At 44.1% G+C, this 23,943-nt stretch carries 28 protein-coding genes and 1 pseudogene; 12 read left to right on the top strand and 17 right to left on the bottom strand.

Features of this window, described 5'->3' with window-relative positions:
* Positions 1–453 precede the first annotated feature (453 nt).
* Positions 454–1,902 (top strand): annotated as a pseudogene (locus ACVBD2_RS08075) (hypothetical protein); the annotation flags it as partial.
* Positions 1,903–2,126: 224 nt separating this feature from the next.
* Here the strand turns inward: ACVBD2_RS08075 and ACVBD2_RS08070 are convergent.
* From ACVBD2_RS08070 to ACVBD2_RS07990, 17 genes are all read right to left on the bottom strand, one after another.
* A complete protein-coding gene (locus ACVBD2_RS08070) occupies positions 2,127–2,543 on the bottom strand; it encodes a hypothetical protein (RefSeq protein WP_461685566.1) in 417 nt (138 codons plus the stop codon).
* Between the two features lie 117 nt (positions 2,544–2,660).
* On the bottom strand, positions 2,661–2,810 hold the full coding sequence (locus ACVBD2_RS08065) for a hypothetical protein (protein ID WP_232234249.1): 150 nt from the start codon (positions 2,808–2,810) through the stop codon (positions 2,661–2,663).
* A 33-nt stretch (positions 2,811–2,843) separates the two neighbouring features.
* Entirely contained in the window at positions 2,844–3,077 is a 234-nt protein-coding gene (locus tag ACVBD2_RS08060; protein ID WP_461685565.1) for an aminotransferase class-IV, read from the bottom strand.
* Positions 3,078–3,110: 33 nt separating this feature from the next.
* A complete protein-coding gene (locus tag ACVBD2_RS08055; RefSeq protein ID WP_461685565.1) occupies positions 3,111–3,344 on the bottom strand; it encodes an aminotransferase class-IV in 234 nt (77 codons plus the stop codon).
* A gap of 191 nt (positions 3,345–3,535) precedes the next feature.
* Positions 3,536–3,826, bottom strand: coding sequence for a hypothetical protein (locus ACVBD2_RS08050; protein WP_461685564.1), 291 nt, complete (start codon positions 3,824–3,826; stop codon positions 3,536–3,538).
* 9 nt (positions 3,827–3,835) lie between these two features.
* Entirely contained in the window at positions 3,836–4,006 is a 171-nt protein-coding gene (locus ACVBD2_RS08045) for a hypothetical protein (RefSeq protein WP_461685563.1), read from the bottom strand.
* A 141-nt stretch (positions 4,007–4,147) separates the two neighbouring features.
* Complete coding sequence (locus ACVBD2_RS08040; protein WP_461685560.1) at positions 4,148–4,276, bottom strand: hypothetical protein; 129 nt, start codon at positions 4,274–4,276, stop codon at positions 4,148–4,150.
* A 351-nt stretch (positions 4,277–4,627) separates the two neighbouring features.
* Positions 4,628–4,966, bottom strand: coding sequence for a hypothetical protein (locus ACVBD2_RS08035; RefSeq protein ID WP_461685562.1), 339 nt, complete (start codon positions 4,964–4,966; stop codon positions 4,628–4,630).
* 9 nt (positions 4,967–4,975) lie between these two features.
* The gene (locus ACVBD2_RS08030) at positions 4,976–5,146 is read right to left on the bottom strand and encodes a hypothetical protein (RefSeq protein WP_461685561.1); all 171 of its coding nucleotides are present in this window, start codon (positions 5,144–5,146) and stop codon (positions 4,976–4,978) included.
* Positions 5,147–5,287: 141 nt separating this feature from the next.
* Positions 5,288–5,416: a hypothetical protein gene (locus tag ACVBD2_RS08025; RefSeq protein ID WP_461685560.1), complete on the bottom strand. Its 129-nt coding sequence runs from the start codon at positions 5,414–5,416 to the stop codon at positions 5,288–5,290.
* Positions 5,417–5,557: 141 nt separating this feature from the next.
* The gene (locus ACVBD2_RS08020) at positions 5,558–5,686 is read right to left on the bottom strand and encodes a hypothetical protein (RefSeq protein WP_461685559.1); all 129 of its coding nucleotides are present in this window, start codon (positions 5,684–5,686) and stop codon (positions 5,558–5,560) included.
* A 231-nt stretch (positions 5,687–5,917) separates the two neighbouring features.
* Complete coding sequence (locus ACVBD2_RS08015; RefSeq protein WP_461685562.1) at positions 5,918–6,256, bottom strand: hypothetical protein; 339 nt, start codon at positions 6,254–6,256, stop codon at positions 5,918–5,920.
* Positions 6,257–6,265: 9 nt separating this feature from the next.
* Positions 6,266–6,436: a hypothetical protein gene (locus ACVBD2_RS08010; protein ID WP_461685561.1), complete on the bottom strand. Its 171-nt coding sequence runs from the start codon at positions 6,434–6,436 to the stop codon at positions 6,266–6,268.
* A 141-nt stretch (positions 6,437–6,577) separates the two neighbouring features.
* On the bottom strand, positions 6,578–6,706 hold the full coding sequence (locus tag ACVBD2_RS08005; protein ID WP_461685560.1) for a hypothetical protein: 129 nt from the start codon (positions 6,704–6,706) through the stop codon (positions 6,578–6,580).
* Between the two features lie 141 nt (positions 6,707–6,847).
* Positions 6,848–6,976: a hypothetical protein gene (locus ACVBD2_RS08000; protein ID WP_461685559.1), complete on the bottom strand. Its 129-nt coding sequence runs from the start codon at positions 6,974–6,976 to the stop codon at positions 6,848–6,850.
* A gap of 283 nt (positions 6,977–7,259) precedes the next feature.
* A complete protein-coding gene (locus ACVBD2_RS07995; RefSeq protein WP_461685558.1) occupies positions 7,260–9,350 on the bottom strand; it encodes a coiled-coil domain-containing protein in 2,091 nt (696 codons plus the stop codon).
* A 27-nt stretch (positions 9,351–9,377) separates the two neighbouring features.
* A complete protein-coding gene (locus ACVBD2_RS07990; protein ID WP_461685557.1) occupies positions 9,378–9,668 on the bottom strand; it encodes a hypothetical protein in 291 nt (96 codons plus the stop codon).
* A gap of 16 nt (positions 9,669–9,684) precedes the next feature.
* On the opposite strand from ACVBD2_RS07990, the gene ACVBD2_RS07985 reads away from it, so the two are divergent.
* From ACVBD2_RS07985 to greA, 11 genes are all read left to right on the top strand, one after another.
* On the top strand, positions 9,685–10,467 hold the full coding sequence (locus ACVBD2_RS07985) for an LPXTG cell wall anchor domain-containing protein (RefSeq protein WP_461686302.1): 783 nt from the start codon (positions 9,685–9,687) through the stop codon (positions 10,465–10,467).
* Positions 10,468–11,028: 561 nt separating this feature from the next.
* A complete protein-coding gene (locus tag ACVBD2_RS07980; RefSeq protein ID WP_084926150.1) occupies positions 11,029–12,987 on the top strand; it encodes a peptide ABC transporter substrate-binding protein in 1,959 nt (652 codons plus the stop codon).
* 145 nt (positions 12,988–13,132) lie between these two features.
* Positions 13,133–14,227 carry a cystathionine gamma-synthase gene (locus tag ACVBD2_RS07975; protein ID WP_084926147.1) on the top strand — a complete coding sequence of 365 codons (1,095 nt, stop codon included), beginning with the start codon at positions 13,133–13,135 and terminating at the stop codon, positions 14,225–14,227.
* A gap of 7 nt (positions 14,228–14,234) precedes the next feature.
* Complete coding sequence (locus ACVBD2_RS07970; RefSeq protein WP_461685556.1) at positions 14,235–15,401, top strand: MalY/PatB family protein; 1,167 nt, start codon at positions 14,235–14,237, stop codon at positions 15,399–15,401.
* Between the two features lie 92 nt (positions 15,402–15,493).
* Positions 15,494–18,589 (top strand): DEAD/DEAH box helicase, encoded by a 3,096-nt coding sequence (locus tag ACVBD2_RS07965; protein WP_461685555.1) that lies wholly within the window; start codon positions 15,494–15,496, stop codon positions 18,587–18,589.
* Positions 18,590–18,636: 47 nt separating this feature from the next.
* The gene (locus tag ACVBD2_RS07960; RefSeq protein ID WP_084945846.1) at positions 18,637–19,248 is read left to right on the top strand and encodes a cystathionine gamma-synthase; all 612 of its coding nucleotides are present in this window, start codon (positions 18,637–18,639) and stop codon (positions 19,246–19,248) included.
* Between the two features lie 11 nt (positions 19,249–19,259).
* Positions 19,260–20,594: a UDP-N-acetylmuramate--L-alanine ligase gene (murC, locus tag ACVBD2_RS07955; protein WP_461685554.1), complete on the top strand. Its 1,335-nt coding sequence runs from the start codon at positions 19,260–19,262 to the stop codon at positions 20,592–20,594.
* A 21-nt stretch (positions 20,595–20,615) separates the two neighbouring features.
* Positions 20,616–21,083, top strand: a complete 468-nt coding sequence (locus ACVBD2_RS07950; protein ID WP_125838358.1) for a GNAT family N-acetyltransferase — start codon at positions 20,616–20,618, stop codon at positions 21,081–21,083.
* On the top strand, positions 21,080–21,568 hold the full coding sequence (locus tag ACVBD2_RS07945) for a GNAT family N-acetyltransferase (protein WP_461685553.1): 489 nt from the start codon (positions 21,080–21,082) through the stop codon (positions 21,566–21,568). The genes ACVBD2_RS07950 and ACVBD2_RS07945 overlap by 4 nt, the downstream gene beginning before the upstream one ends.
* A 62-nt stretch (positions 21,569–21,630) precedes the next feature.
* Positions 21,631–23,337, top strand: a complete 1,707-nt coding sequence (mltG, locus tag ACVBD2_RS07940; RefSeq protein WP_084946870.1) for an endolytic transglycosylase MltG — start codon at positions 21,631–21,633, stop codon at positions 23,335–23,337.
* 63 nt (positions 23,338–23,400) lie between these two features.
* Positions 23,401–23,883, top strand: a complete 483-nt coding sequence (gene greA, locus ACVBD2_RS07935; RefSeq protein WP_000818765.1) for a transcription elongation factor GreA — start codon at positions 23,401–23,403, stop codon at positions 23,881–23,883.
* Positions 23,884–23,943: the final 60 nt, after the last annotated feature.

The following is a 23,943-nucleotide window of genomic DNA, read 5'->3' as shown; positions in this document are numbered from 1 at the left end:
GATAAGCAAGTAACTACTGCACCAAAAGAAGGTTACTCAGGTTTCCGTCAAGCAGGAAATCTAAACCGACAAGGAAATATCACTTATTCGCGCGGTGCTACAATCATAAGTGGACCAGGACATGTTACAGTTGAACCAGGTCAAAGAATTGATTACTCAGTAGTGATTGAAGGGGCACCTATCCATCCGCAGTACTTAGCACTGGTAACCAATGATATGAGACCTACTCATGCATTGGGGATAACGACTACGTTTACGCAATCTGGACCTAATAGGGTTATAGCTCGTATTACTGGTACTGTCCAAACGCCTGGACCGAATGCGAAAACTGAGCTTCCGTTTTACCTTGCTCGTAGAGAATACGGTTCTGTTGGGGATTATCAACCTTTGAGAAACTTTAGCCTGAACATCAGTGATGCTGGTAGCAAGTCTGTTTCAACAAGTAAGCAACAGTCACTGTCGGCCAGTGCTTCAGCGAGTGCCTCACTTAGCGCATATCAATCCCACTCAGCAAGCATCAGTGCTAGCCAATCAGTATCAAGTTCAGCGAGTGCGAGCGTAAGTGCATCAGTAAGTGCAAGTCAAAGTGCTTCAGCATCAGTAAGTGCAAACCAATCAGCTTCAGCCTCAGCGAGTGCCTCACTTAGCGCAAGTCGTTCAGCATCAGCTTCTGCAAGTTCAAGCCGTTCAGCGAGTGCATCAACTAGTGCGAGTCGCTCAGCCTCAGCGAGCGTAAGTTCAAGCCGTTCGGCCAGTGCTTCAGCCAGCGCATCACTTAGCGCAAGTCGCTCAGCATCAGCTTCTGTAAGCTCAAGCCGTTCAGCAAGTGCTTCAGCGAGTGCCTCACTTAGCGCAAGTCGCTCAGCTTCAGCATCAGTAAGCTCAAGCCGTTCAGCAAGTGCTTCAGCGAGTGCCTCACTTAGCGCAAGTCGCTCAGCGTCAGCTTCTGTAAGTTCAAGCCGTTCAGCAAGTGCTTCAGCGAGTGCCTCACTTAGCGCAAGTCGCTCAGCGTCAGCTTCTGTAAGTTCAAGCCGTTCAGCGAGTGCTTCAGCGAGTGCATCGCTTAGTGCAAGCCGTTCAGCTTCAGCAAGTGTAAGCTCAAGTCGTTCAGCATCAGCGAGCGTAAGCTCAAGTCGCTCAGCTTCAGCATCAGTAAGCTCAAGCCAATCAGCATCAAGCTCAGCAACAGCAAGCCAAAGTGCTTCAGCAAGTGCAAGCGTAAGTGCATCAGTAAGCGCAAGTCAATCGGCTTCAGCATCAGTAAGTGCAAGTCACTCAGCATCTGTATCAGCAAGCCAATCAGCTTCAGCCTCAGTATCTGCAAGTCAATCAGCTTCAGCATCTGTAAGCTCAAGCCAATCAGCTTCAGCTTCAGCATCTAACAACCAGAACTCAGCTTCTATCTCAGCAAGCGCGAGCCACTCTGCGTCAATTAGTGCGAGCCAAAGCGCATCAGCATCTGTATCAGCAAGTATCAGTGCTAGCCAATCAGCATCAAGCTCAGCAAATGCTAGCCAAAGTGCTTCAGCAAGCGCAAGCCACTCAGCATCTGTAAGTGCAAGTCAATCAGCAAGCGCATCAGTATCAGCAAGTCAAAGTACTTCAGCATCTGTAAGTGCTAGCCAAAGTGCCTCAGCTTCAGCATCTAACAACCAGAACTCAGCTTCTATCTCAGCAAGCGCGAGCCAGTCTGCGTCAATTAGTGCGAGCCAAAGCGCATCAGCATCTGTATCAGCAAGTATCAGTGCTAGCCAATCAGCATCAAGCTCAGCAAATGCTAGCCAAAGTGCTTCAGCAAGCGCAAGCCACTCAGCATCTGTAAGTGCAAGTCAATCAGCAAGCGCATCAGTATCAGCAAGTCAAAGTACTTCAGCATCTGTAAGTGCTAGCCAAAGTGCCTCAGCTTCAGCATCTAACAACCAGAACTCAGCTTCTATCTCAGCAAGCGCGAGCCAGTCTGCGTCAATTAGTGCAAGCCAAAGCGCATCAGCATCTGTATCAGCAAGTATCAGTGCTAGCCAATCAGCATCAAGCTCAGCAAATGCTAGCCAAAGTGCTTCAGCAAGCGCAAGCCACTCAGCATCTGTAAGTGCAAGTCAATCAGCAAGCGCATCAGTATCAGCAAGTCAAAGTACTTCAGCATCTGTAAGTGCTAGCCAAAGTGCCTCAGCTTCAGCATCTAACAACCAGAACTCAGCTTCTATCTCAGCAAGCGCGAGCCAGTCTGCGTCAATTAGTGCGAGCCAAAGCGCATCAGCATCTGTAAGTGCAAGCATCAGTGCAAGCCAATCAGCATCTGTATCAGCTAGCCAATCCGCTTCAGCATCTGTAAGTGCAAGCGACTCAGCGTCTGTATCAGCTAGCCAATCAGCAAGCGCATCTGTAAGTGCAAACCAAAGCGCATCAGCATCTGCAAGCTCAAGCCAAAGTGCTTCAGCTTCAGCATCTAACAACCAGAACTCAGCTTCTATCTCAGCAAGCGCGAGCCAGTCTGCGTCAATTAGTGCGAGCCAAAGCGCATCAGCATCTGTAAGTGCAAGCATCAGTGCAAGCCAATCAGCATCTGTATCAGCTAGTCAATCCGCTTCAGCATCTGTAAGTGCAAGCGACTCAGCGTCTGTATCAGCTAGTCAATCCGCTTCAGCTTCTGTAAGTGCAAGTCAAAGTGCTTCAACATCAGTAAGCGCAAGCCAAAGTGCCTCAGCTTCAGCATCTAACAACCAGAACTCAGCTTCTATCTCAGCAAGCGCGAGCCAGTCTGCGTCAATTAGTGCGAGCCAAAGCGCATCAGCATCTGTAAGTGCAAGCATCAGTGCAAGCCAATCAGCATCTGTATCAGCTAGTCAATCCGCTTCAGCATCTGTAAGTGCAAGCGACTCAGCGTCTGTATCAGCTAGCCAATCAGCAAGCGCATCTGTAAGTGCAAGCCAAAGCGCATCAGCATCTGCAAGCTCAAGCCAAAGTGCTTCAGCTTCAGCATCTAACAACCAGAACTCAGCTTCTATCTCAGCAAGCGCGAGCCAGTCTGCGTCAATTAGTGCGAGCCAAAGCGCATCAGCATCTGTAAGTGCAAGCATCAGTGCAAGCCAATCAGCATCTGTATCAGCTAGTCAATCCGCTTCAGCATCTGTAAGTGCAAGCGACTCAGCGTCTGTATCAGCTAGCCAATCAGCAAGCGCATCTGTAAGTGCAAGCCAAAGCGCATCAGCATCTGCAAGCTCAAGCCAAAGTGCTTCAGCTTCAGCATCTAACAACCAGAACTCAGCTTCTATCTCAGCAAGCGCGAGCCAGTCTGCGTCAATTAGTGCGAGCCAAAGCGCATCAGCATCTGTAAGTGCAAGCATCAGTGCAAGCCAATCAGCATCTGTATCAGCTAGTCAATCCGCTTCAGCATCTGTAAGTGCAAGCGACTCAGCGTCTGTATCAGCTAGTCAATCAGCAAGCGCATCTGTAAGTGCAAGCCAATCAGCATCTGTATCAGCTAGTCAATCCGCTTCAGCATCTGTAAGTGCAAGCGACTCAGCGTCTGTATCAGCTAGTCAATCCGCTTCAGCTTCTGTAAGTGCAAGTCAAAGTGCTTCAACATCAGTAAGCGCAAGTCAATCAGCTTCAGCATCAGTATCAGCAAGTGAATCAGCTTCAGCATCAGTAAGTGCAAGCGAATCAACTTCAGCATCAGTAAGTGCAAGCGAATCAACTTCAGCGTCTGTATCTGCAAGCCAATCAGCTTCAGCATCAGTAAGTGCAAGTCAATCAGCTTCAGCATCAGTAAGTGCAAGTCAATCAGCTTCAGCATCAGTAAGTGCAAGCGAATCAGCTTCAGCATCAGTATCAGCTAGCCAATCAGCTTCAGCATCAGTAAGTGCAAGCGAATCAACTTCAGCATCAGTAAGTGCAAGCGAATCAACTTCAGCGTCTGTATCTGCAAGCCAATCAGCTTCAGCATCAGTAAGTGCAAGTCAATCAGCTTCAGCATCAGTAAGTGCAAGCGAATCAGCTTCAGCATCAGTATCAGCAAGTGAATCAGCTAGCGCATCAGTAAGCTCAAGCGAATCAACTTCAGCGTCTGTATCTGCAAGCCAATCAGCTTCAGCATCAGTAAGTGCAAGTCAATCAGCTTCAGCATCAGTAAGTGCAAGTGAATCAGCTAGCGCATCAGTAAGCTCAAGCGAATCAACTTCAGCATCAGTATCTGCAAGTGAATCAGCTTCAGCGTCTGTATCTGCAAGCGAATCAGCTTCAGCGTCTGTATCTGCAAGCGAATCAGCTTCAGCATCAGTATCAGCAAGTCAATCAGCTAGCGCATCAGTAAGCTCAAGCGAATCAACTTCAGCATCAGTATCTGCAAGTGAATCAGCTTCAGCGTCTGTATCTGCAAGCGAATCAGCTTCAGCATCAGTATCAGCTAGCCAATCAGCTTCAGCGTCTGTAAGTGCAAGCCAATCAGCTTCAGCGTCTGTATCTGCAAGCGAATCAGCTTCAGCGTCTGTATCTGCAAGTGAATCAGCTTCAGCATCAGTATCAGCAAGTCAATCAGCTAGCGCATCAGTAAGCTCAAGCGAATCAACTTCAGCATCAGTATCTGCAAGTGAATCAGCTTCAGCATCAGTATCTGCAAGTGAATCAGCTAGCGCATCAGTAAGCTCAAGCGAATCAACTTCAGCATCAGTATCTGCAAGTGAATCAGCTTCAGCGTCTGTATCTGCAAGCCAATCAGCTTCAGCATCAGTAAGTGCAAGCGAATCAACTTCAGCGTCTGTATCTGCAAGTGAATCAGCTTCAGCATCAGTAAGTGCAAGTCAATCAGCTTCAGCATCAGTAAGTGCAAGCGAATCAACTTCAGCATCAGTAAGTGCAAGCGAATCAACTTCAGCGTCTGTATCTGCAAGCCAATCAGCTTCAGCATCAGTAAGTGCAAGTCAATCAGCTTCAGCATCAGTAAGTGCAAGCGAATCAGCTTCAGCATCAGTATCAGCTAGCCAATCAGCTTCAGCATCAGTAAGTGCAAGCGAATCAACTTCAGCATCAGTAAGTGCAAGCGAATCAACTTCAGCGTCTGTATCTGCAAGCGAATCAGCTTCAGCATCAGTAAGTGCAAGTCAATCAGCTTCAGCATCAGTAAGTGCAAGCGAATCAGCTTCAGCATCAGTATCAGCAAGTGAATCAGCTAGCGCATCAGTAAGCTCAAGCGAATCAACTTCAGCGTCTGTATCTGCAAGCCAATCAGCTTCAGCATCAGTAAGTGCAAGTCAATCAGCTTCAGCATCAGTAAGTGCAAGTGAATCAGCTAGCGCATCAGTAAGCTCAAGCGAATCAACTTCAGCATCAGTATCTGCAAGTGAATCAGCTTCAGCGTCTGTATCTGCAAGCGAATCAGCTTCAGCGTCTGTATCTGCAAGCGAATCAGCTTCAGCATCAGTATCAGCAAGTCAATCAGCTAGCGCATCAGTAAGCTCAAGCGAATCAACTTCAGCATCAGTATCTGCAAGTGAATCAGCTTCAGCGTCTGTATCTGCAAGCGAATCAGCTTCAGCATCAGTATCAGCTAGCCAATCAGCTAGCGCATCAGTAAGCTCAAGCGAATCAACTTCAGCGTCTGTATCTGCAAGCGAATCAGCTTCAGCATCAGTAAGTGCAAGTCAATCAGCTTCAGCATCAGTAAGTGCAAGCGAATCAGCTTCAGCATCAGTATCAGCAAGTGAATCAGCTAGCGCATCAGTAAGCTCAAGCGAATCAACTTCAGCGTCTGTATCTGCAAGCCAATCAGCTTCAGCATCAGTAAGTGCAAGTCAATCAGCTTCAGCATCAGTAAGTGCAAGTGAATCAGCTAGCGCATCAGTAAGCTCAAGCGAATCAACTTCAGCATCAGTATCTGCAAGTGAATCAGCTTCAGCATCAGTATCTGCAAGTGAATCAGCTAGCGCATCAGTAAGCTCAAGCGAATCAACTTCAGCATCAGTATCTGCAAGTGAATCAGCTTCAGCGTCTGTATCTGCAAGCCAATCAGCTTCAGCATCAGTAAGTGCAAGCGAATCAACTTCAGCGTCTGTATCTGCAAGTGAATCAGCTTCAGCATCAGTAAGTGCAAGTCAATCAGCTTCAGCATCAGTAAGTGCAAGCGAATCAACTTCAGCATCAGTAAGTGCAAGCGAATCAACTTCAGCGTCTGTATCTGCAAGCCAATCAGCTTCAGCATCAGTAAGTGCAAGTCAATCAGCTTCAGCATCAGTAAGTGCAAGCGAATCAGCTTCAGCATCAGTATCAGCTAGCCAATCAGCTTCAGCATCAGTAAGTGCAAGCGAATCAACTTCAGCATCAGTAAGTGCAAGCGAATCAACTTCAGCGTCTGTATCTGCAAGCGAATCAGCTTCAGCATCAGTAAGTGCAAGTCAATCAGCTTCAGCATCAGTAAGTGCAAGCGAATCAGCTTCAGCATCAGTATCAGCAAGTGAATCAGCTAGCGCATCAGTAAGCTCAAGCGAATCAACTTCAGCGTCTGTATCTGCAAGCCAATCAGCTTCAGCATCAGTAAGTGCAAGTCAATCAGCTTCAGCATCAGTAAGTGCAAGTGAATCAGCTAGCGCATCAGTAAGCTCAAGCGAATCAACTTCAGCATCAGTATCTGCAAGTGAATCAGCTTCAGCGTCTGTATCTGCAAGCGAATCAGCTTCAGCGTCTGTATCTGCAAGCGAATCAGCTTCAGCATCAGTATCAGCAAGTCAATCAGCTAGCGCATCAGTAAGCTCAAGCGAATCAACTTCAGCATCAGTATCTGCAAGTGAATCAGCTTCAGCGTCTGTATCTGCAAGCGAATCAGCTTCAGCATCAGTATCAGCTAGCCAATCAGCTAGCGCATCAGTAAGCTCAAGCGAATCAACTTCAGCGTCTGTATCTGCAAGCGAATCAGCTTCAGCATCAGTAAGTGCAAGTCAATCAGCTTCAGCATCAGTAAGTGCAAGCGAATCAGCTTCAGCATCAGTATCAGCAAGTGAATCAGCTAGCGCATCAGTAAGCTCAAGCGAATCAACTTCAGCGTCTGTATCTGCAAGCCAATCAGCTTCAGCATCAGTATCAGCTAGCCAATCAACTAGCGCATCAGTAAGCTCAAGCGAATCAGCTTCAGCGTCTGTAAGTGCAAGCCAATCAGCTTCAGCATCAGTATCAGCTAGCCAATCAGCTTCAGCATCAGTATCTGCAAGCGAATCAGCTTCAGCGTCTGTATCTGCAAGCGAATCAGCTTCAGCATCAGTATCAGCAAGTCAATCAGCTAGCGCATCAGTAAGCTCAAGCGAATCAGCTTCAGCATCAGTATCAGCAAGTGAATCAGCTTCAGCATCAGTATCAGCAAGTGAATCAGCTTCAGCATCAGTATCAGCAAGTGAATCAGCAAGCACAAGCTTGAGCAACAGCGTGTCAGCTTCAATGAGTGCGAGCCAATCAGCAAGCACAAGCTTGAGCAACAGCGTATCAGCATCAAACAGTGCGAGCCAATCAGCAAGCACAAGCTTGAGCAACAGCGTGTCTGCATCAATCAGTGCATCTGAATCAGCAAGCACAAGCTTGAGCAACAGCGTGTCAGCTTCAATCAGTGCGAGCCAATCAGCAAGCACAAGCATGAGCAACAGCGTGTCAGCTTCAATGAGTGCGAGCCAATCAGCAAGCACAAGCTTGAGTAACAGCGTATCTGCATCAATCAGTGCGAGCCAATCAGCAAGCACAAGCTTGAGCAACAGCGTATCCGCTTCAATCAGTGCAAGCGAATCAGCAAGCACAAGCTTGAGCAACAGCGTATCCGCTTCAATCAGTGCTTCAGTATCAGCAAGCACAAGCTTGAGCAACAGCGTATCCGCTTCAATCAGTGCTTCAGTATCAGCAAGCACAAGCATGAGCAACAGCGTGTCTGCCTCAATCAGTGCTAGCCAATCAGCAAGCACAAGCATGAGCAACAGCGTATCCGCTTCAATCAGTGCTTCAGTATCAGCAAGCACAAGCTTGAGCAACAGCGTGTCAGCTTCAATCAGTGCAAGCGAATCAGCAAGCACAAGCATGAGCAACAGCGTATCAGCTTCAATCAGTGCAAGCGAATCAGCAAGCACAAGCTTGAGTAACAGCGTATCTGCTTCAATCAGTGCATCTGAATCAGCAAGCACAAGCATGAGCAACAGCGTATCAGCTTCAATCAGTGCATCTGAATCAGCAAGCACAAGCTTGAGCAACAGCGTATCCGCCTCAATCAGTGCTTCAGTATCAGCAAGCACAAGCATGAGCAACAGCGTATCAGCTTCAATCAGTGCATCTGAATCAGCAAGCACAAGCTTGAGTAACAGCGTATCTGCTTCAATCAGTGCATCTGAATCAGCAAGCACAAGCTTGAGCAACAGCGTGTCCGCTTCAATCAGTGCTTCTGAATCAGCAAGCACAAGCTTGAGCAACAGCGTATCCGCTTCAATCAGTGCTTCAGTATCAGCAAGCACAAGCATGAGCAACAGCGTATCAGCTTCAATCAGTGCATCTGAATCAGCAAGCACAAGCTTGAGTAACAGCGTATCTGCTTCAATCAGTGCATCTGAATCAGCAAGCACAAGCTTGAGCAACAGCGTGTCCGCTTCAATCAGTGCTTCTGAATCAGCAAGCACAAGCATGAGCAACAGCGTATCCGCTTCAATCAGTGCTTCAGTATCAGCAAGCACAAGCTTGAGCAACAGCGTGTCTGCCTCAATCAGTGCTAGCCAATCAGCAAGCACAAGCTTGAGTAACAGCGTATCTGCTTCAATCAGTGCATCTGAATCAGCAAGCACAAGCTTGAGCAACAGCGTATCTGCTTCAATCAGTGCGAGCCACTCAGCAAGCGCAAGCTTGAGCAACAGCGTGTCCGCATCAATCAGTGCGAGCCAATCAGCAAGCACAAGCTTGAGTAACAGCGTGTCCGCATCAATCAGTGCGAGCCAATCAGCAAGCACAAGCTTGAGTAACAGCGTGTCTGCATCAATCAGTGCTTCAGTATCAGCAAGCACAAGCATGAGCAACAGCGTATCAGCGTCAATCAGTGCATCTGAATCAGCAAGCACAAGCATGAGCAACAGCGTGTCTGCATCAATCAGTGCGAGCCAATCAGCAAGCACAAGCTTGAGCAACAGCGTATCAGCTTCAATCAGTACTTCAGTATCAGCAAGCACAAGCATGAGCAACAGCGTATCAGCTTCAATCAGTGCTTCAGTATCAGCAAGCACAAGCATGAGCAACAGCGTGTCAGCTTCAATTAGTGCATCTGAATCAGCAAGCACAAGTTTGAGCAACAGCGTGTCAGCTTCAATTAGTGCTAGCCAATCAGCAAGCACAAGCATGAGCAACAGCGTGTCCGCATCAATCAGTGCAAGTCAATCAGCAAGCACAAGCATGAGCAACAGCGTGTCAGCTTCAATTAGTGCATCTGAATCAGCAAGCACAAGCATGAGCAACAGCGTATCAGCCTCAATTAGTGCTAGCCAATCAGCAAGCACAAGCTTGAGCAACAGCGTATCTGCTTCAATTAGTGCTTCAGTATCAGCAAGCACAAGCTTGAGTAACAGCGTGTCTGCATCAATCAGTGCGAGCCAATTAGCAAGCACAAGCCAATTAGCAAGCATAAGCATGAGCAACAGCGTAAGCACATCTACATCACTTAGCAATAGCATTTCAAGCAGTTTGAGTACAAGTGCGTCACAACAATCTAACTCATTCAGCTATAGTAAGGGTGAGCCAACAAGCGAATCTAAACCAGAGTTTAACCTTCCTAGCTACCTTGAATCTGTAAGTGCAAGTGAGTCAGTTTCACTCAGCAAATCAGTAAGTGTATCATTGAGCGATAGTACTTCAGCATCAATCAGCACAAGTGAGTCAGTCTCAACAAGCGCAAGCTTGAGTGACAGCGTGTCTGCCTCAATCAGTGCAAGCAACAACTCAGGTAGTGGTTCAGGTTCAACAAGCACAAGCAATGGCTCAGCTAGTCAATCAGCATCTGTATCAGCAAGCCAAAGCGCTTCAGCGTCAGTATCTGCAAGTCAATCAGCTTCAGCTTCAATCAGTGCAAGCAACAACTCAGGTAGCGGTTCAGGTTCAACAAGCACAAGCAATGGTTCAGGTGATGCCTCAACTTCAGCAAGTACTTCAGTAAGCTTGAGCAACAGCGTAAGTGCTTCAATCAGCACAAGTGAATCAGTTTCAACAAGCACAAGCTTGAGCAACAGCGCAAGTACCTCAGCTAGCTTGTCTGACAGTGCTTCAATCTCAAGTGCATTGAACCACTCACAAGCTCCTGCACAACAACCTGCTGGACCAGGACGTTCAAACGGTAGAAAACTTCCAAATACAGGAACTGCAAGTAACCAATTTGCTGGTCTTGGATTAGGAGTAGCTGCCTTGGCAACTGCCTCTCTTCTTGGCAAGAAGAAGAAATCAGCAGCTTCTGAAATGGATTTAGAAGACTAAGTCCCCAAAATCGACTAAAATGAAATTGTTGATATCATTTTAGTGACGAAAACAAGAACCCCGGATGGCTCAAGGCTATCTGGGGTTTTTGCCTCTTTGTCAACTGTGGAGAGTGACATCTAATTAAGCATGAGAGAGAAGCAGATTGCTTCTCTCTCTTTTGTAACATTCAAAGTGACGAGAATCGTCATTCTAAAATTTTTGAAATTTTAAAAATCAAATACTATGCATCTTATATCCTTGCTGATTGTCTCCAACTTGATATCGGAATCAAAAGGGATGGACTTCCATTTCTAAACGCTCTAAAGAACTTAATGATGTCTCGCTAGTTATTAATCACCGCCAAAGAGAATATCCGAATCACAAGACAGCTTTTAAAGCACTCAGGAATAAGGGGTAAGAATATTACACTACGCATGGCATATCCCTAACGAAATAGATAAAAATCTAAAATTTGTAGAGAAAATAATATAATTCCGACCTTTTGTTACAGGAATTGCTTGACTAAATAAAACTAAAGCTGTATAATAAGGCAAATATCTAAAACAGGAGGTTCTGGAAATGAAAAAGTCTAAGGCCAAGTATCTGACACTGGCAGGTGTCGTGTTAAGCGCAGGTATCCTATTAAGCGCATGTGGGAACTCAGCAAGTTCATCTAAAACATATAACTATGTCTATTCTAGTGATCCATCTAGTTTGAACTATCTAGCAGAGAACCGTGCAACAACCAATGATATTGTTACCAATTTGGTTGATGGTTTGATGGAAAATGACCAATACGGAAACTATGTTCCATCTTTAGCGGAGGATTGGACCGTTTCCAAGGACGGTTTGACTTATACCTACAAACTTCGTAAAGATGCCAAGTGGTATACATACGAAGGTGAAGAATACGCCCCTGTAACGGCCCAAGACTTTGTGACAGGTTTGAAATATGCGGCAGATAAAAAATCTGAAGCCTTGTACTTGGTTCAAGATTCTGTAGCAGGTTTGGATGACTATATAAACGGTAAAACAACAGACTTTTCAACTGTCGGTGTTAAGGCGATTGATGACCAAACAGTTCAGTATACTTTGACTCGACCAGAACCTTACTGGAATTCAAAAACTACGTCCACTATTCTCTTCCCTGTCAATGCTGATTTCTTGAAATCAAAAGGGGATGATTTTGGTAAAGTAGACCCTTCTAGCATTTTGTACAATGGACCTTTCTTGATGAAATCATTTGTTTCAAAATCTGTTATCGAATACAAGAAAAATCCGAACTACTGGGATGCTAAAAATGTCTTTGTGGACGATGTGAAATTGACTTACTATGATGGTAGTGACCAAGATGCCCTAGCTCGTAACTTTGTAGAAGGAGTCTACAGCTACGCGCGTCTCTATCCAAATAGCTCAAGCTTTGAAGGAATTAAAGAGAAGAACAAGGATAACATCATCTATAGTATGCAAACCGCAACTTCTTATTACTTGAACTTCAACTTGGACAGAAAATCTTATAACTTCACTTCTAAGTCCTCAGATATCGAAAAGAAATCAACACAAGAAGCAGTTCTGAATAAAAACTTCCGCCAAGCTATCAATTTTGCCTATAACCGTACGGCCTATGGGGCACAATCTCAAGGGGAAGACGGAGCAACGAAGATTATTCGTAACCTAGTTGTACCTCCTACATTTGTAAGTATCAACGGAAAAGACTTTGGTGATGTTGTTTCCGAAAAGATGGTCAACTATGGCCAAGAATGGCAAGGAATCAACTTTGCTGATGCTCAGGATCCTTACTACAATCCTGACAAGGCTAAAGCTAAGTTTGCGGAAGCTAAGAAAGAACTAGAAGCCAAGGGTGTTCAGTTCCCAATTCACTTGGATAAGACTGTTGAAATGACCAATAAGACAGAAATTCAAGGGATTAGTTCAATGAAACAATCCATCGAATCTATTCTTGGAACTGAGAACGTGGTTATCGATATCCAACAACTGTCAACAGAGGATTATGATAGCTCTGGTTATTTAGCTCAGACAGCAGCCCAGAAGGATTTTGACCTTTACAATGGTGGTTGGAGTGCTGACTACTTAGATCCGTCAAGCTATCTTGATATTTTTAATGTTAATAGCGGAGGTATGTTGCAAAACTTTGGTTTAGAACCAGGTGAGGTCAATGACAAGGCTAAGGCAGTTGGACTTGATACCTATACTCAAATGTTGGAAGAAGCCAATAAAGAGCAAGATCCAGCAAAACGTTATGAAAAGTATGCTGAAATTCAAGCTTGGCTCGTTGATAGCGCCCTTGCAATTCCAAACGTTTCCCTTGGTGGAACACCTAGCCTGAGAAAGACAGTTCCATTCTCAGCACCATTCTCACAAGCTGGAAATAAGGGGGTAGAGTCATACAAGTATCTCAAGTTGCAAGATAAGACTGTAACGGCTGATGAGTATGAAAAAGCTAAAGAAAAATGGCTGAAAGAAAAAGAAGAATCCAATAAAAAAGCCCAAGAAGAATTGGCAAAACACGTTAAATAACCAGTCTATTCAACAGGAAAAACGATAGTTTCTAAAAGAACTATCGTTTTTATATAGTTTGAAACTATAACTAGCTCTTGAAAACAAGAAAATGAGTTAGTGAAAATAAGTGGTACAATAGTTACTATAGATTTGGAGGTATTGTATGAGCAAAGAACTACACATCAACACAATTTTGGCCCAGGCGGGTATCAAGTCAGATAAGACGACAGGTGCCTTGGTGACGCCGCTTCATTTTTCAACAACTTATCAGCATCCAGAATTCGGTCAGTCTACTGGTTTTGACTATACGCGCACTAAAAACCCAACTCGCAGTAAGGTGGAGGAAGTCTTGGCAGCTATTGAGTCAGCAGACTATGCCCTAGCGACGAGCTCAGGTATGGCTGCGATTGTACTGGCTTTTAGTGTTTTTCCAGTAGGAAGTAAAGTCTTGGCTGTGCGAGATCTTTATGGGGGTTCTTTCCGATGGTTCAACCAAGTGGAGCAAGAAGGCCGTTTCCATTTTACCTATGCCAATACGGAAGCAGAGTTGATTGCTGAGCTGGAAAATGATGTGGATGTTCTCTACATCGAAACGCCGACTAATCCCTTGATGTTGGAATTTGATATTGCAAAACTAGCCAAACTAGCTCATGCCAAGGGTGCCAAGGTAGTGGTGGACAATACCTTCTACAGTCCGATTTACCAACGTCCGATTGAAGACGGTGCGGATATCGTTCTTCATTCAGCAACCAAGTACTTGGCAGGGCACAATGATGTTTTGGCTGGGGTGGTTGTGACTAATAGTTTAGAACTATATGAACAACTTTTCTACAATTTGAATACGACTGGTGCGGTCTTGTCACCATTTGATAGTTATCAGTTGATTCGTGGACTTAAAACCCTACCTCTTCGTATGGAGCGTTCTACAGCCAATGCCCAAGAAGTGGTTGCTTTTTTGAAGGATTCACCTGCTGTCAAGGAAGTGCTCTATACAGGACGTGGAGGCATGATTTCCTTTAAAGTAGTGGATGAAAAACGAATTCCTCATATTCTAAACAGCTTGAAGGTGTTCTCATTTGCAGAAAGTTTGGGTGGGGTAGAGAGTCTCATCACCTATCCGACGACGCAAACCCATGCGGATATTCCAGCAGAAGTGCGTCATTCCTATGGATTGACAGATGATCTTTTGCGTTTGTCCATTGGGATTGAGGATGCTAGAGATTTGATTACGGACTTGCGCCAAGCCTTGGAAGGATAAGACAGATATGGGAAAATATGATTTTACAAGCCTGCCCAATCGTTTTGGGCACCATACCTATAAATGGAAAGAAGCGGAAGCTGATCGAGAAGTTCTACCAGCCTGGATAGCGGATATGGACTTTGTGGTTTTGCCTGAAGTTCAACAAGCTGTGCAAGCCTACGCAGATCAGTTGGTCTATGGCTATACCTATGCTAGCGATGCTTTGATACAGTCGGTTCAGGACTGGGAAGCCAGTCAACATGGCTATCACTTTGACAAGGATGCCCTCGTCTTTATCGAGGGAGTGGTACCAGCTATTTCAACAGCCATTCAAGCCTTTACAAAAGAAGGAGAGGCTGTTCTGATTAACACACCAGTCTATCCACCTTTTGCTCGCAGTGTCAAACTGAACAATCGCAGATTGATTACCAATTCTTTGGTGGAAAAGAATGGTCTGTTTGAGATTGACTTTGACCAGCTGGAGAAGGAATTGGTGGAAGAGGATGTGAAGCTTTATATCCTTTGCAATCCTCACAATCCTGGTGGACGTGTTTGGGAAAAGGAAGTGTTAGAAAAGATTGGGCATCTCTGCCAAAAACATGGTGTTTTGTTGGTTTCAGATGAGATTCACCAAGATTTGGCCCTCTTTGGTCACAAACACCAGTCTTTCAACACCATTGATCCAGCTTTTAAAGACTTTGCCCTTATCTTGAGCAGTGCCACTAAGACCTTTAATATTGCTGGAACGAAAAATTCTTATGCAGTGATTGAAAATCCTAAACTTCGAGTGGCCTTTCAGAAACGTCAGTTGGCCAATAACCAGCATGAGATCTCAGGTTTGGGTTATTTGACGACAGAAGCTGCCTATCGATATGGAAAGGATTGGCTAGAAGAACTCAAGCAAGTCTTTGAAGACCACATCAATTATGTGGTGGATCTATTTGGAAAAGAGACTAAAATCAAGGTCATGAAACCGCAAGGAACCTACTTGATCTGGCTTGATTTTTCAGCCTATGACCTAACGGATGATCGCTTGCAAGAGCTTTTGAAGAATGAAGCCAAGGTTATCTTGAACCGAGGTTTGGACTTTGGGGAGGAGGGAACTCTTCATGCCCGCCTCAATGTAGCCATGCCGAAGTCAGTACTAGAAGAAGTTTGCCAACGTATCGTGACCACTTTTGCTACACTTTAAAAATCGAGCCTTCTAGGAGAAAAGTCTTCCTAGAAGGCTATTTTCGTAGGGGAAAATGTGGTATAATGAAAAGATAAGATAAAGGGGTAACTATGGCTAAATTGATTCCGGGAAAGTTGCGCATGGAGGGTGTTATTCTCTATGAAACGGGCAACATTGAGATTATCAAGGAAAAAGGGAATCGCCTCTATACTCGTGTGGCGGGAGAAGACTTGCGCTACAGTTTAGAGGATGATCTTGTTTTTTGTGCTTGCGATTTTTTCCAAAAAAGAGGTTACTGTGTTCACCTCGCAGCGCTCGAGCATTATCTGAAGAATGATGAAGAAGGCCAAGTGATTTTACAAGCCTTAGAAAAAGGACATGAAGAGCAAGAAGAGGTCGAAACCAAGGTTAGTTTTGGTGGTAGTTTTTTGGAGCGTATCCAACCTCAGAAGAGAGAGAAAATCTACGCTTTGTCGGCTCAAGGTCAGGTGGAAGCTGGAACCAATCGCCTCCTTTGGACTCTCCGAATCGGTTTAGTTGATAGTCAAAAATATTATGTCATTCGTGATATCCCTCTCTTTTTGAAGGTTTTAGTCCATCGAAAACCCTATATGATTGGGAAATACTATGAAAATGACTTGTCTTGGGATGCTTTTGATACAGCTAGTCAAGATGTTCTTACTTTTTTACGGGGCTTGATTGAGGAGGGACTGAGTCAAGACCTCTTTTTCCCTAATCAAGGTCGTCACCTCTTTTTCCCTCTGACCTTTTTTGAGCAGGGAGTGGAGTTGCTGATGAACTTGGAGGATTTTCATTTTGAACACCAGATTACAAGTTATGAAAATCTTCTCTTTCATGATTTAGATCCAGATGCAGAACTGTTCTCTTTTTCAGTGCGGGAGTATCCCGATTATTTTGAGATGGAGATTTCTGAAAGTGAGCGAGTCAACGTATTCTATGGGGGAGCGGTTCTCTTTCGTAAGGGGAATCTTTATCTCTTAAATCCTAAACAAATCAGCTTACTAAAGGAAATCAAGGAGCTTCCTCAGGAGGAGAGAGGGAGAAAATGCCTCCAGTTTGACAACAGTGATCGTGATCGCCTAGCCGCCTGTCTGCCTTTGTTTGGACAGCTAGGAACAGTTTCTGCTCCTGAGAGCTTACAAATCAGACCCTTTTCACCAATCTTTTACTTTGATAGGGAGGATGACGGCCGCATCCGCTTGGATATACAGTTTGACTATGGAGATGTTAAGGTGACTAGTCGTCAACAGCTGGAACAATTACCATTTTCAAGTGATGCCGTCTTGGAAAACCAGCTATTTCAAGTCTGTTTAGGGGCTGGTTTTGAAGCTGATTTTCAGTCTTGGAGACAGGCTTTGAAGCCAGAATCGGTTTATTCTTTCTTTCATCATACGATTCCTGCTTTTGAGGAGTTGGGTCAGGTTTTCTTGTCTGATGAGATGAATCAGCTCTACAGTATCCAAGCTCCTCAGGTTCAGATTGAGTCCAAGGGAGGATTGTTGGAAATCCAATTTGATTTCCAAGGGATTGCCCAAGAAGAGATTGATCAAGCTCTTAAAGCCCTGACCAGTAATCAGGATTTCTATATCAGTTCTTCTGATCAAGTGTACTTTTTTGATGAGGAAACCAAGCAGATTCGTCAAAATTTGCAGGAACTGGGGGTTGAGCTAAAAGATGGTTCTTTCCAAGCGCGAAAATCTCTGGCTTATAGCCTTTCTCAGCTTTTTGAAGGTCGAAACAGGATCTCTTTCTCGGAAGAATTTCAGCATTTAGCTCATGATTTGACTCATCCAGAGGATTTTTCTTTGGGAGATATACGGGTTCAGGCGAGTTTGAGAGACTATCAGGAAAAGGGTGTTCGTTGGCTCCAGATGCTTCATCACTATGGTTTTGGTGGCATTCTGGCAGATGATATGGGACTGGGAAAAACATTGCAAACTATCGCTTTTTTGACTAGTCAGGTGACAGAAGATAGTCGGGTCTTGATTTTAGCACCGTCAGGTTTGATTTACAACTGGGCAGATGAATTTAGAAAATTTGCCCCACAGTTGGATTTGGCTGTCGTTCATGGTTTGAAAGCGAATCGAGAAGCAATTCTTTCTGAAAATCACCAAATCTATGTGACTAGCTATGCCACCTTTCGTCAAGACAACGAGCTTTATCAAGAGATGGCTTTTGATTTTCTCTTCTTAGATGAAGCCCAGGTCATGAAAAATGCCCAAACCAAGATTGCTCAGAGTTTGCGCCAGTTTGTGGTGCCAGCAGTCTTTGCTTTGTCAGGTACGCCCATTGAAAATCATTTAGGAGAGTTGTGGTCTATCTTTCAAATTGTACTTCCGGGGCTCTTGCCAAGTAAAAAGGAGTTTATGAAATTACCGGCTGACCGAGTCGCGCAGTTTATCAAGCCCTTCGTCATGAGGCGTAAGAAAGAAGAAGTTCTTACAGAACTGCCTGATCTGATCGAAGTCGTCTATAAAAATGAACTGGAAGACCAGCAGAAGGCCATCTATCTCGCCCAGTTGCAACAGATGCGAGACCGCCTAGCGCAAGTGACAGATCAAGAATTCCAGAGAAGTCGGGTAGAAATCTTATCTGGTCTCATGCGATTGCGCCAGATCTGCGATACGCCAGCTCTCTTTATGGACGATTACCAAGGAGCTAGTGGTAAATTGGATAGCCTCCGAGATTTATTGCTACAAGTGGCTGATGGTGGGCATCGGGTCTTGATTTTCTCTCAATTCAAAGGAATGTTGGAAAAAATCGAGCAAGAACTCCCAGATTTGGGCTTGACTTCCTTCAAAATCACAGGTTCAACTCCTGCTCATGACAGACAGGAGATGACCAAGGCCTTTAACCAAGGGGAGAGAGATGCCTTTCTCATCTCCCTTAAGGCGGGTGGTGTTGGTCTCAATCTAACGGGAGCTGATACGGTTATTTTGGTTGACCTTTGGTGGAATCCCGCTGTCGAAGCCCAGGCTATCGGAAGAGCCCACCGCATGGGGCAGGAGCAGATGGTCGAGGTTTATCGTTTGATTACCAAGGGGACTATTGAAGAAAAAATCCAAGAACTCCAAGAACAGAAGAAACACCTGGTTTCCCAAGTTTTGGATGGGACAGAATCGCGTGCGAGTCTCAGTTTGGCAGAAATTCGAGAAATTTTAGGGATTTCTGAAGCCAGCACTTGAAAAATCAAGACAATACGCTATAATGAAGTGTTGAAAGGAAATACAAAATGAAACAAGATCGATTTCCATTGGTGTCAGATGATGAGATCATGCTGACCGAAATGCCAGTCATGGACTTGTACGATGAGTCAGACTTTATTAGCAATATCAAAGGTGATTACCGCGATAAGAACTATTTGGAATGGTCTCCTATCAATGAAGAAGAAACCGTAGTTTCTCCAGTGGTTAGCAAAAAGCCAGAATCAGCTCCAGAACCTAAAAAAGTTGAAAAAACGTATGCTGAATTGGCTCGAGAAGAGGCGCGTGCGGATTTGAAGAAGAAACGTTCAGCCAAGTATTTGACTCAGGATGTTAGTCATACCAGACGACACAATGGTTCAACACTTGTTCGTCAAGGAAATCAACCAACAGCACCATTTCAAAAGGAAAATCCAGGTGAGTTTGCCAAATTTAGTAAAAACTTGAGCCAGTCCCACTATATCTTAGCTGAGGAGGTTGGCCAAGTGGCGAATCCAACTCCTAAAACCCAAACGGGAAAAAATAAAAAGAACAACTATGATTTTCTAAAGAAGAGTCAAATCTATAATAAAAAGAATAAGCAAACAGAACAGGAACGTCAGGTTGCCCAAGAGTTGAATCTGACAAGAATTACTGAGTAGGGGAGAAAAGCATGTCAAAAACATATCATTTTATTGGAATCAAGGGATCAGGTATGAGTGCCCTAGCCTTGATGTTGCACCAAATGGGACACAAGGTTCAAGGTTCAGACGTTGAAAAATACTACTTTACTCAACGTGGACTAGAACAGGCAGGGATTGCGATTCTTCCTTTTGATGAAAAGAACCTACAAGGTGATGTGGAGATTATCGCTGGAAATGCCTTCCGTCCAGATAACAACGTTGAAATCGCCTATGCAGACCAAAATGGTATCAGCTACAAACGTTACCATGAATTCCTAGGTAGCTTTATGCGTGACTTTGTCAGCATGGGAGTGGCAGGAGCACATGGGAAAACTTCAACAACAGGTATGTTGTCACATGTCTTGTCTCACATCACAGACACCAGCTTCTTGATTGGTGACGGGACAGGTCGTGGTTCAGCCAATGCCAAATATTTTGTCTTTGAATCAGACGAATATGAGCGCCATTTCATGCCTTACCACCCAGAATATTCTATCATCACCAACATTGACTTTGACCATCCAGACTACTTCACAAGTCTAGAGGATGTTTTCAATGCCTTTAACGACTATGCCAAACAAATTACTAAAGGTTTGTTTGTATACGGTGAGGATGCTGAGTTGCGTAAGATCACAGCCAATGCGCCAATCTATTACTATGGGTTTGAAGCAGAGGGCAATGACTTTGTAGCTAGTGATCTCCTTCGTTCAACAACTGGTTCGACCTTTACAGTGCATTTCCGTGGTCAAGAATTGGGACAATTCCACATTCCAACCTTTGGTCGTCACAATATTATGAATGCGACAGCTGTTATTGGTCTTCTTTACACAGCTGGATTTGATTTGAACTTGGTCCGTGAACACTTGAAAACTTTTGCAGGTGTTAAGCGTCGTTTCACTGAAAAAAATGTCAATGATACAGTAATCATTGATGACTTTGCCCACCATCCAACAGAAATCATTGCAACCTTGGATGCGGCTCGTCAAAAATACCCAAGCAAGGAAATTGTGGCAATCTTCCAACCGCATACCTTTACTAGAACCATCGCCTTGTTGGATGACTTTGCTCACGCTTTGAATCAAGCAGACGCCGTCTACCTAGCGCAAATCTATGGATCAGCACGTGAGGTAGATCACGGAGATGTCAAAGTAGAAGACCTAGCCAATAAAATCAACAAGAAACACCAGGTTATCACAGTTGAGAATGTATCTCCACTCCTAGACCATGATAATGCTGTTTACGTCTTTATGGGCGCAGGAGACATCCAAACCTATGAATATTCATTTGAACGTCTTTTGTCTAACTTGACAAGCAACGTCCAATAAGGAAAACAGATGGAAATTCCAATGGAAATTCCAATCACTATAAGGCAAGCTACTTTATCAGATTTAGAAGAAGTGTTGGCGATTGAAGAAGCCAATCCTTCATCAGAAGAGACACTTAGCCACCAATCCTTAGAAGAGAGTATCCGCAAGACTGCGGATACCTTTCTTGTAGCTGGGGATGAAAATCAGCTTCTGGGCTATGTTTTAGGAGAAGCTCAGTCTATTCATTCCAAATGGATAGAAATAAAATCATTGACTATTCATCCGAATCATTGGGGACAAGGGCTGGGAACTCTTCTTCTTGCAGCCTTGAAACAGGTGACTGTCGAGCTAGATTATCAAGGTATTCTTTTGCAAAGTCCTGATGAGTTACTATCATATTTTGAAATGAATGGCTTTGTTGAGGAAGAAGTGACAGAGAGCCAATATGACAGTGGTTCTTGTTGGTATCTGACTTGGGCTAATCCTTTTTATCAGGAGGAAATATGAAAATCAGACAAGCAAGATTTTCGGATTTAGATCGTATTTTAGAGATAGAGCTTGAGAATTTCTCCCTTGAGGAAGCCATTCCTCGTTCCGTCTTTGAGGCGCATTTACGTGAAATTCAGACCAGCTTTCTCGTCGCTGAAAAAGAGGGACGTATCCTTGGCTACATTGAAGGTCCGGTCGTCCCACATCGTCATCTACAAGATCAGTCCTTTACTGAAAAAGTAGAAGACCATAGTCATCGGTCTGGTGGTTATATCTCAGTAACGAGTCTGTCGGTAGCCAAGGAAGCGCAAGCTTTGGGAGTGGGGAAAAAACTACTGACGGCTCTAAAAGAAGTCGCTTTAGAACATGAACGAGAAGGCATTAACCTGACTTGTCATGATTATCTTATCTCATATTATGAGAAACATGGTTTTGTCAATGAAGGACTATCCCAATCTACTTATGCAGGTGAGACTTGGTATAACATGGTTTGGAAGCCTTGAAAACAAGAAATATAGTTAGAGAAAGGTATATTTTGTTGCTTTTCTGCGACTTTTAAGATATAATGTTATGGATTGCCAACAAGGAGGTAAAGCTTTTGAGCGAGAAATCAAGAGAAGAAGAAACATTAAGCTTTAAAGAACAGATTTTACGCGATTTAGAGAGAGTCAGAGAGAGAGAAAGAAGAGGAAAAGAGGATGAAAGTCCAACTACCCCACCAACTCCATCTTCTCAAGTAACTCCACCTGCCCCTTCTGAACAAGAATCAAATCTTGCCACAGAAGATTTAATGGTAGACTCTCTGTCAACTGTCGATGAAATCCTTAAAAATGCCCCAAGTGTGCCACCACGCCCAAGTTTTGAATCAAGCGAAGTGACAGCACCAGCACCAGAACCAGAAGAGTCAAAACTAGAAGAGCCTGCACCAGCCAAGATTGATGCTGTAGAGCCTAAAAAGGAAGAGAAAGAGTTTAATACTACTCCAACTAAAGTGGCTGTTTCCTATAAAATGGATGACAATAAAGAAGAATCAGTCCCTCCTGTTGTGGAGAATGTAGTCCCTGCTCCAGTTGAGAAAGTTGATAACCTAACAGATTCTCCAAGTCGTAGTCGCCGTGAAGGAGTAAAACCAGCTAAGAAAAAGAAGAAATCAAAAGCCAAAGGTTGCTTGCTAACTTTCCTAGTTCTCCTAGTGCTCGTAGGTATTGGTGGATTCTTTGGTTATGGATACGTTCAAGAATCCTTAAAACCAGTTGATGCGAGCTCTAAGGACTACGTAACGGTTCAAATCCCAGAAGGTTCAAATGTTCAAGAAATTGGGAGCACTTTGGAAAAATCTGGTTTGGTAAAACATGGACTTATCTTTAGTTTATATGCTAAATATAAGAGTGCAGACTTAAAATCAGGTTATTACAACTTGAAGAAGAGCATGAGTACAGATGAATTGATCCAAGAATTGCAGAAAGGTGGAACTCCTGAACCACAAGAACCAGCTCTTGCAAGCTTGACAATTCCAGAAGGATATACTTTGGAGCAAATTGCTCAAACGGTAGGTCAACTTCAAGGTGACTTTAAAGAGCCGCTTACAGCGGATGCCTTCTTAGCAAAAGCTCAAGATGAGACCTTTATCTCACAATTAGTAGCCAAGTATCCAAACCTTCTTGGAAGTCTCCCAACAAAAGACAGTGGCGTTCGTTATCGCCTAGAAGGTTACCTTTTCCCAGCAACTTATACCATCAAAGAAAGCACTACAGTTGAAAGTTTGATTGATGAGATGTTAGCTGCTATGGATAAGGCTATGTCACCATATTACGCTACGATCAAAGAAAAGAACCTGACAGTCAATGAATTGCTCAGTATCGCTTCTCTTGTTGAAAAAGAAGGTGCTAAGACAGAAGACCGCAAGAAAATCGCAGGTGTCTTCTATAACCGCTTGAATGTCGGTATGCCACTTCAAAGTAATATCGCTATCCTGTATGCTCAAGGCAAGCTTGGTCAAAAGATTAGCCTAGCGGATGATGCTGGAATTGATACAACGATTGATTCACCTTACAATGTTTATACACACCTTGGCCTCATGCCTGGACCGGTAGACAGTCCAAGTCTGGATGCCATCGAAGCAAGTGTAAATCAGACAAAGAGTGACTACTTATACTTTGTAGCCAATGTCGAAGATGGTAAAGTGTACTTTGCAACGACCAAAGAAGAACATGATCAAAACGTTGCAGAACATATCAATAGCAAACTAACCCAATCAAGTAGTTCAAACTAAAATTATGTGGTTTTCCACATAATTTTGTTTTAAAAACAAATTAAGAAAAGAAAGTTGAGAAAAATGGCAGAAAAAACTTACCCAATGACCCTTGAAGAGAAGGAAAAACTAGAAAAAGAATTAGAGGAGTTGAAACTCGTTCGTCGTCCTGAAGTGGTAGAACGTATCAAAATCGCTCGTTCATATGGCGATCTTTCAGAAAACAGTGAGTATGAAGCAGCTAAGGATGAGCAAGCTTTTGTTGAAGGACAAATTTCAAGTTTAGAAACAAAAATTCGCTATGCTGAAATCGTTAATAGCGATGCAGTTGCCCAAGATGAGGTAGCTATCGGTAAGACAGTAACAATCCAAGAAGTTGGTGAAGACGAAGAAGAGGTCTACATCATCGTCGGTTCCGCAGGTGCAGATGCTTTTGCTGGTAAAGTATCAAATGAAAGTCCGATTGGCCGTGCTTTGATTGGCAAGAAGACTGGTGATACAGCGACCATTGAAACACCAGTTGGTAGCTATGATGTCAAAATCTTAAAGGTTGAAAAAACAGCCTAAATAGAATGAAAAAGGAGTAGTAGAGGCTTTGCCTTGCTCAACTCCTTTTTGGTTTTTTGA

The organism is Streptococcus sp. KHUD_018, assembly GCF_054861215.1.
This window is presented reverse-complemented; position numbering and strand designations above follow the sequence as displayed.

Excerpts from the sequence above, each read along its gene's own strand:
- ACVBD2_RS08070 (WP_461685566.1), bottom strand. The coding sequence starts at position 2,543 with ATGCTTGCACTTACAGATGCTGATGCGCTTTGGCTCGCACTAATTGAC.
- ACVBD2_RS08065 (WP_232234249.1), bottom strand. The coding sequence starts at position 2,810 with ATGCTTGCACTTACAGATGCTGATGCGCTTTGGCTCGCACTAATTGAC.
- ACVBD2_RS08060 (WP_461685565.1), bottom strand. The coding sequence starts at position 3,077 with ATGCTTGCACTTACAGATGCTGATGCGCTTTGGCTCGCACTAATTGAC.
- ACVBD2_RS08055 (WP_461685565.1), bottom strand. The coding sequence starts at position 3,344 with ATGCTTGCACTTACAGATGCTGATGCGCTTTGGCTCGCACTAATTGAC.
- ACVBD2_RS08050 (WP_461685564.1), bottom strand. The coding sequence starts at position 3,826 with ATGCTGAAGCTGATTCGCTTGCACTTACTGATGCTGAAGCTGATTGAC.
- ACVBD2_RS08045 (WP_461685563.1), bottom strand. The coding sequence starts at position 4,006 with ATGCTGAAGCTGATTCGCTTGCACTTACTGATGCTGAAGCTGATTGAC.
- ACVBD2_RS08040 (WP_461685560.1), bottom strand. The coding sequence starts at position 4,276 with ATGCTGAAGCTGATTCGCTTGCAGATACAGACGCTGAAGCTGATTCGC.
- ACVBD2_RS08035 (WP_461685562.1), bottom strand. The coding sequence starts at position 4,966 with ATGCTGAAGCTGATTCGCTTGCACTTACTGATGCTGAAGCTGATTGAC.
- ACVBD2_RS08030 (WP_461685561.1), bottom strand. The coding sequence starts at position 5,146 with ATGCTGAAGCTGATTCGCTTGCACTTACTGATGCTGAAGCTGATTGAC.
- ACVBD2_RS08025 (WP_461685560.1), bottom strand. The coding sequence starts at position 5,416 with ATGCTGAAGCTGATTCGCTTGCAGATACAGACGCTGAAGCTGATTCGC.
- ACVBD2_RS08020 (WP_461685559.1), bottom strand. The coding sequence starts at position 5,686 with ATGCTGAAGCTGATTCGCTTGCACTTACTGATGCTGAAGCTGATTGAC.
- ACVBD2_RS08015 (WP_461685562.1), bottom strand. The coding sequence starts at position 6,256 with ATGCTGAAGCTGATTCGCTTGCACTTACTGATGCTGAAGCTGATTGAC.
- ACVBD2_RS08010 (WP_461685561.1), bottom strand. The coding sequence starts at position 6,436 with ATGCTGAAGCTGATTCGCTTGCACTTACTGATGCTGAAGCTGATTGAC.
- ACVBD2_RS08005 (WP_461685560.1), bottom strand. The coding sequence starts at position 6,706 with ATGCTGAAGCTGATTCGCTTGCAGATACAGACGCTGAAGCTGATTCGC.
- ACVBD2_RS08000 (WP_461685559.1), bottom strand. The coding sequence starts at position 6,976 with ATGCTGAAGCTGATTCGCTTGCACTTACTGATGCTGAAGCTGATTGAC.
- ACVBD2_RS07980 (WP_084926150.1), top strand. The coding sequence starts at position 11,029 with ATGAAAAAGTCTAAGGCCAAGTATCTGACACTGGCAGGTGTCGTGTTA.
- ACVBD2_RS07975 (WP_084926147.1), top strand. The coding sequence starts at position 13,133 with ATGAGCAAAGAACTACACATCAACACAATTTTGGCCCAGGCGGGTATC.
- ACVBD2_RS07970 (WP_461685556.1), top strand. The coding sequence starts at position 14,235 with ATGGGAAAATATGATTTTACAAGCCTGCCCAATCGTTTTGGGCACCAT.
- ACVBD2_RS07965 (WP_461685555.1), top strand. The coding sequence starts at position 15,494 with ATGGCTAAATTGATTCCGGGAAAGTTGCGCATGGAGGGTGTTATTCTC.
- ACVBD2_RS07960 (WP_084945846.1), top strand. The coding sequence starts at position 18,637 with ATGAAACAAGATCGATTTCCATTGGTGTCAGATGATGAGATCATGCTG.
- murC (WP_461685554.1), top strand. The coding sequence starts at position 19,260 with ATGTCAAAAACATATCATTTTATTGGAATCAAGGGATCAGGTATGAGT.
- ACVBD2_RS07950 (WP_125838358.1), top strand. The coding sequence starts at position 20,616 with ATGGAAATTCCAATCACTATAAGGCAAGCTACTTTATCAGATTTAGAA.
- ACVBD2_RS07945 (WP_461685553.1), top strand. The coding sequence starts at position 21,080 with ATGAAAATCAGACAAGCAAGATTTTCGGATTTAGATCGTATTTTAGAG.
- mltG (WP_084946870.1), top strand. The coding sequence starts at position 21,631 with ATGTTATGGATTGCCAACAAGGAGGTAAAGCTTTTGAGCGAGAAATCA.
- greA (WP_000818765.1), top strand. The coding sequence starts at position 23,401 with ATGGCAGAAAAAACTTACCCAATGACCCTTGAAGAGAAGGAAAAACTA.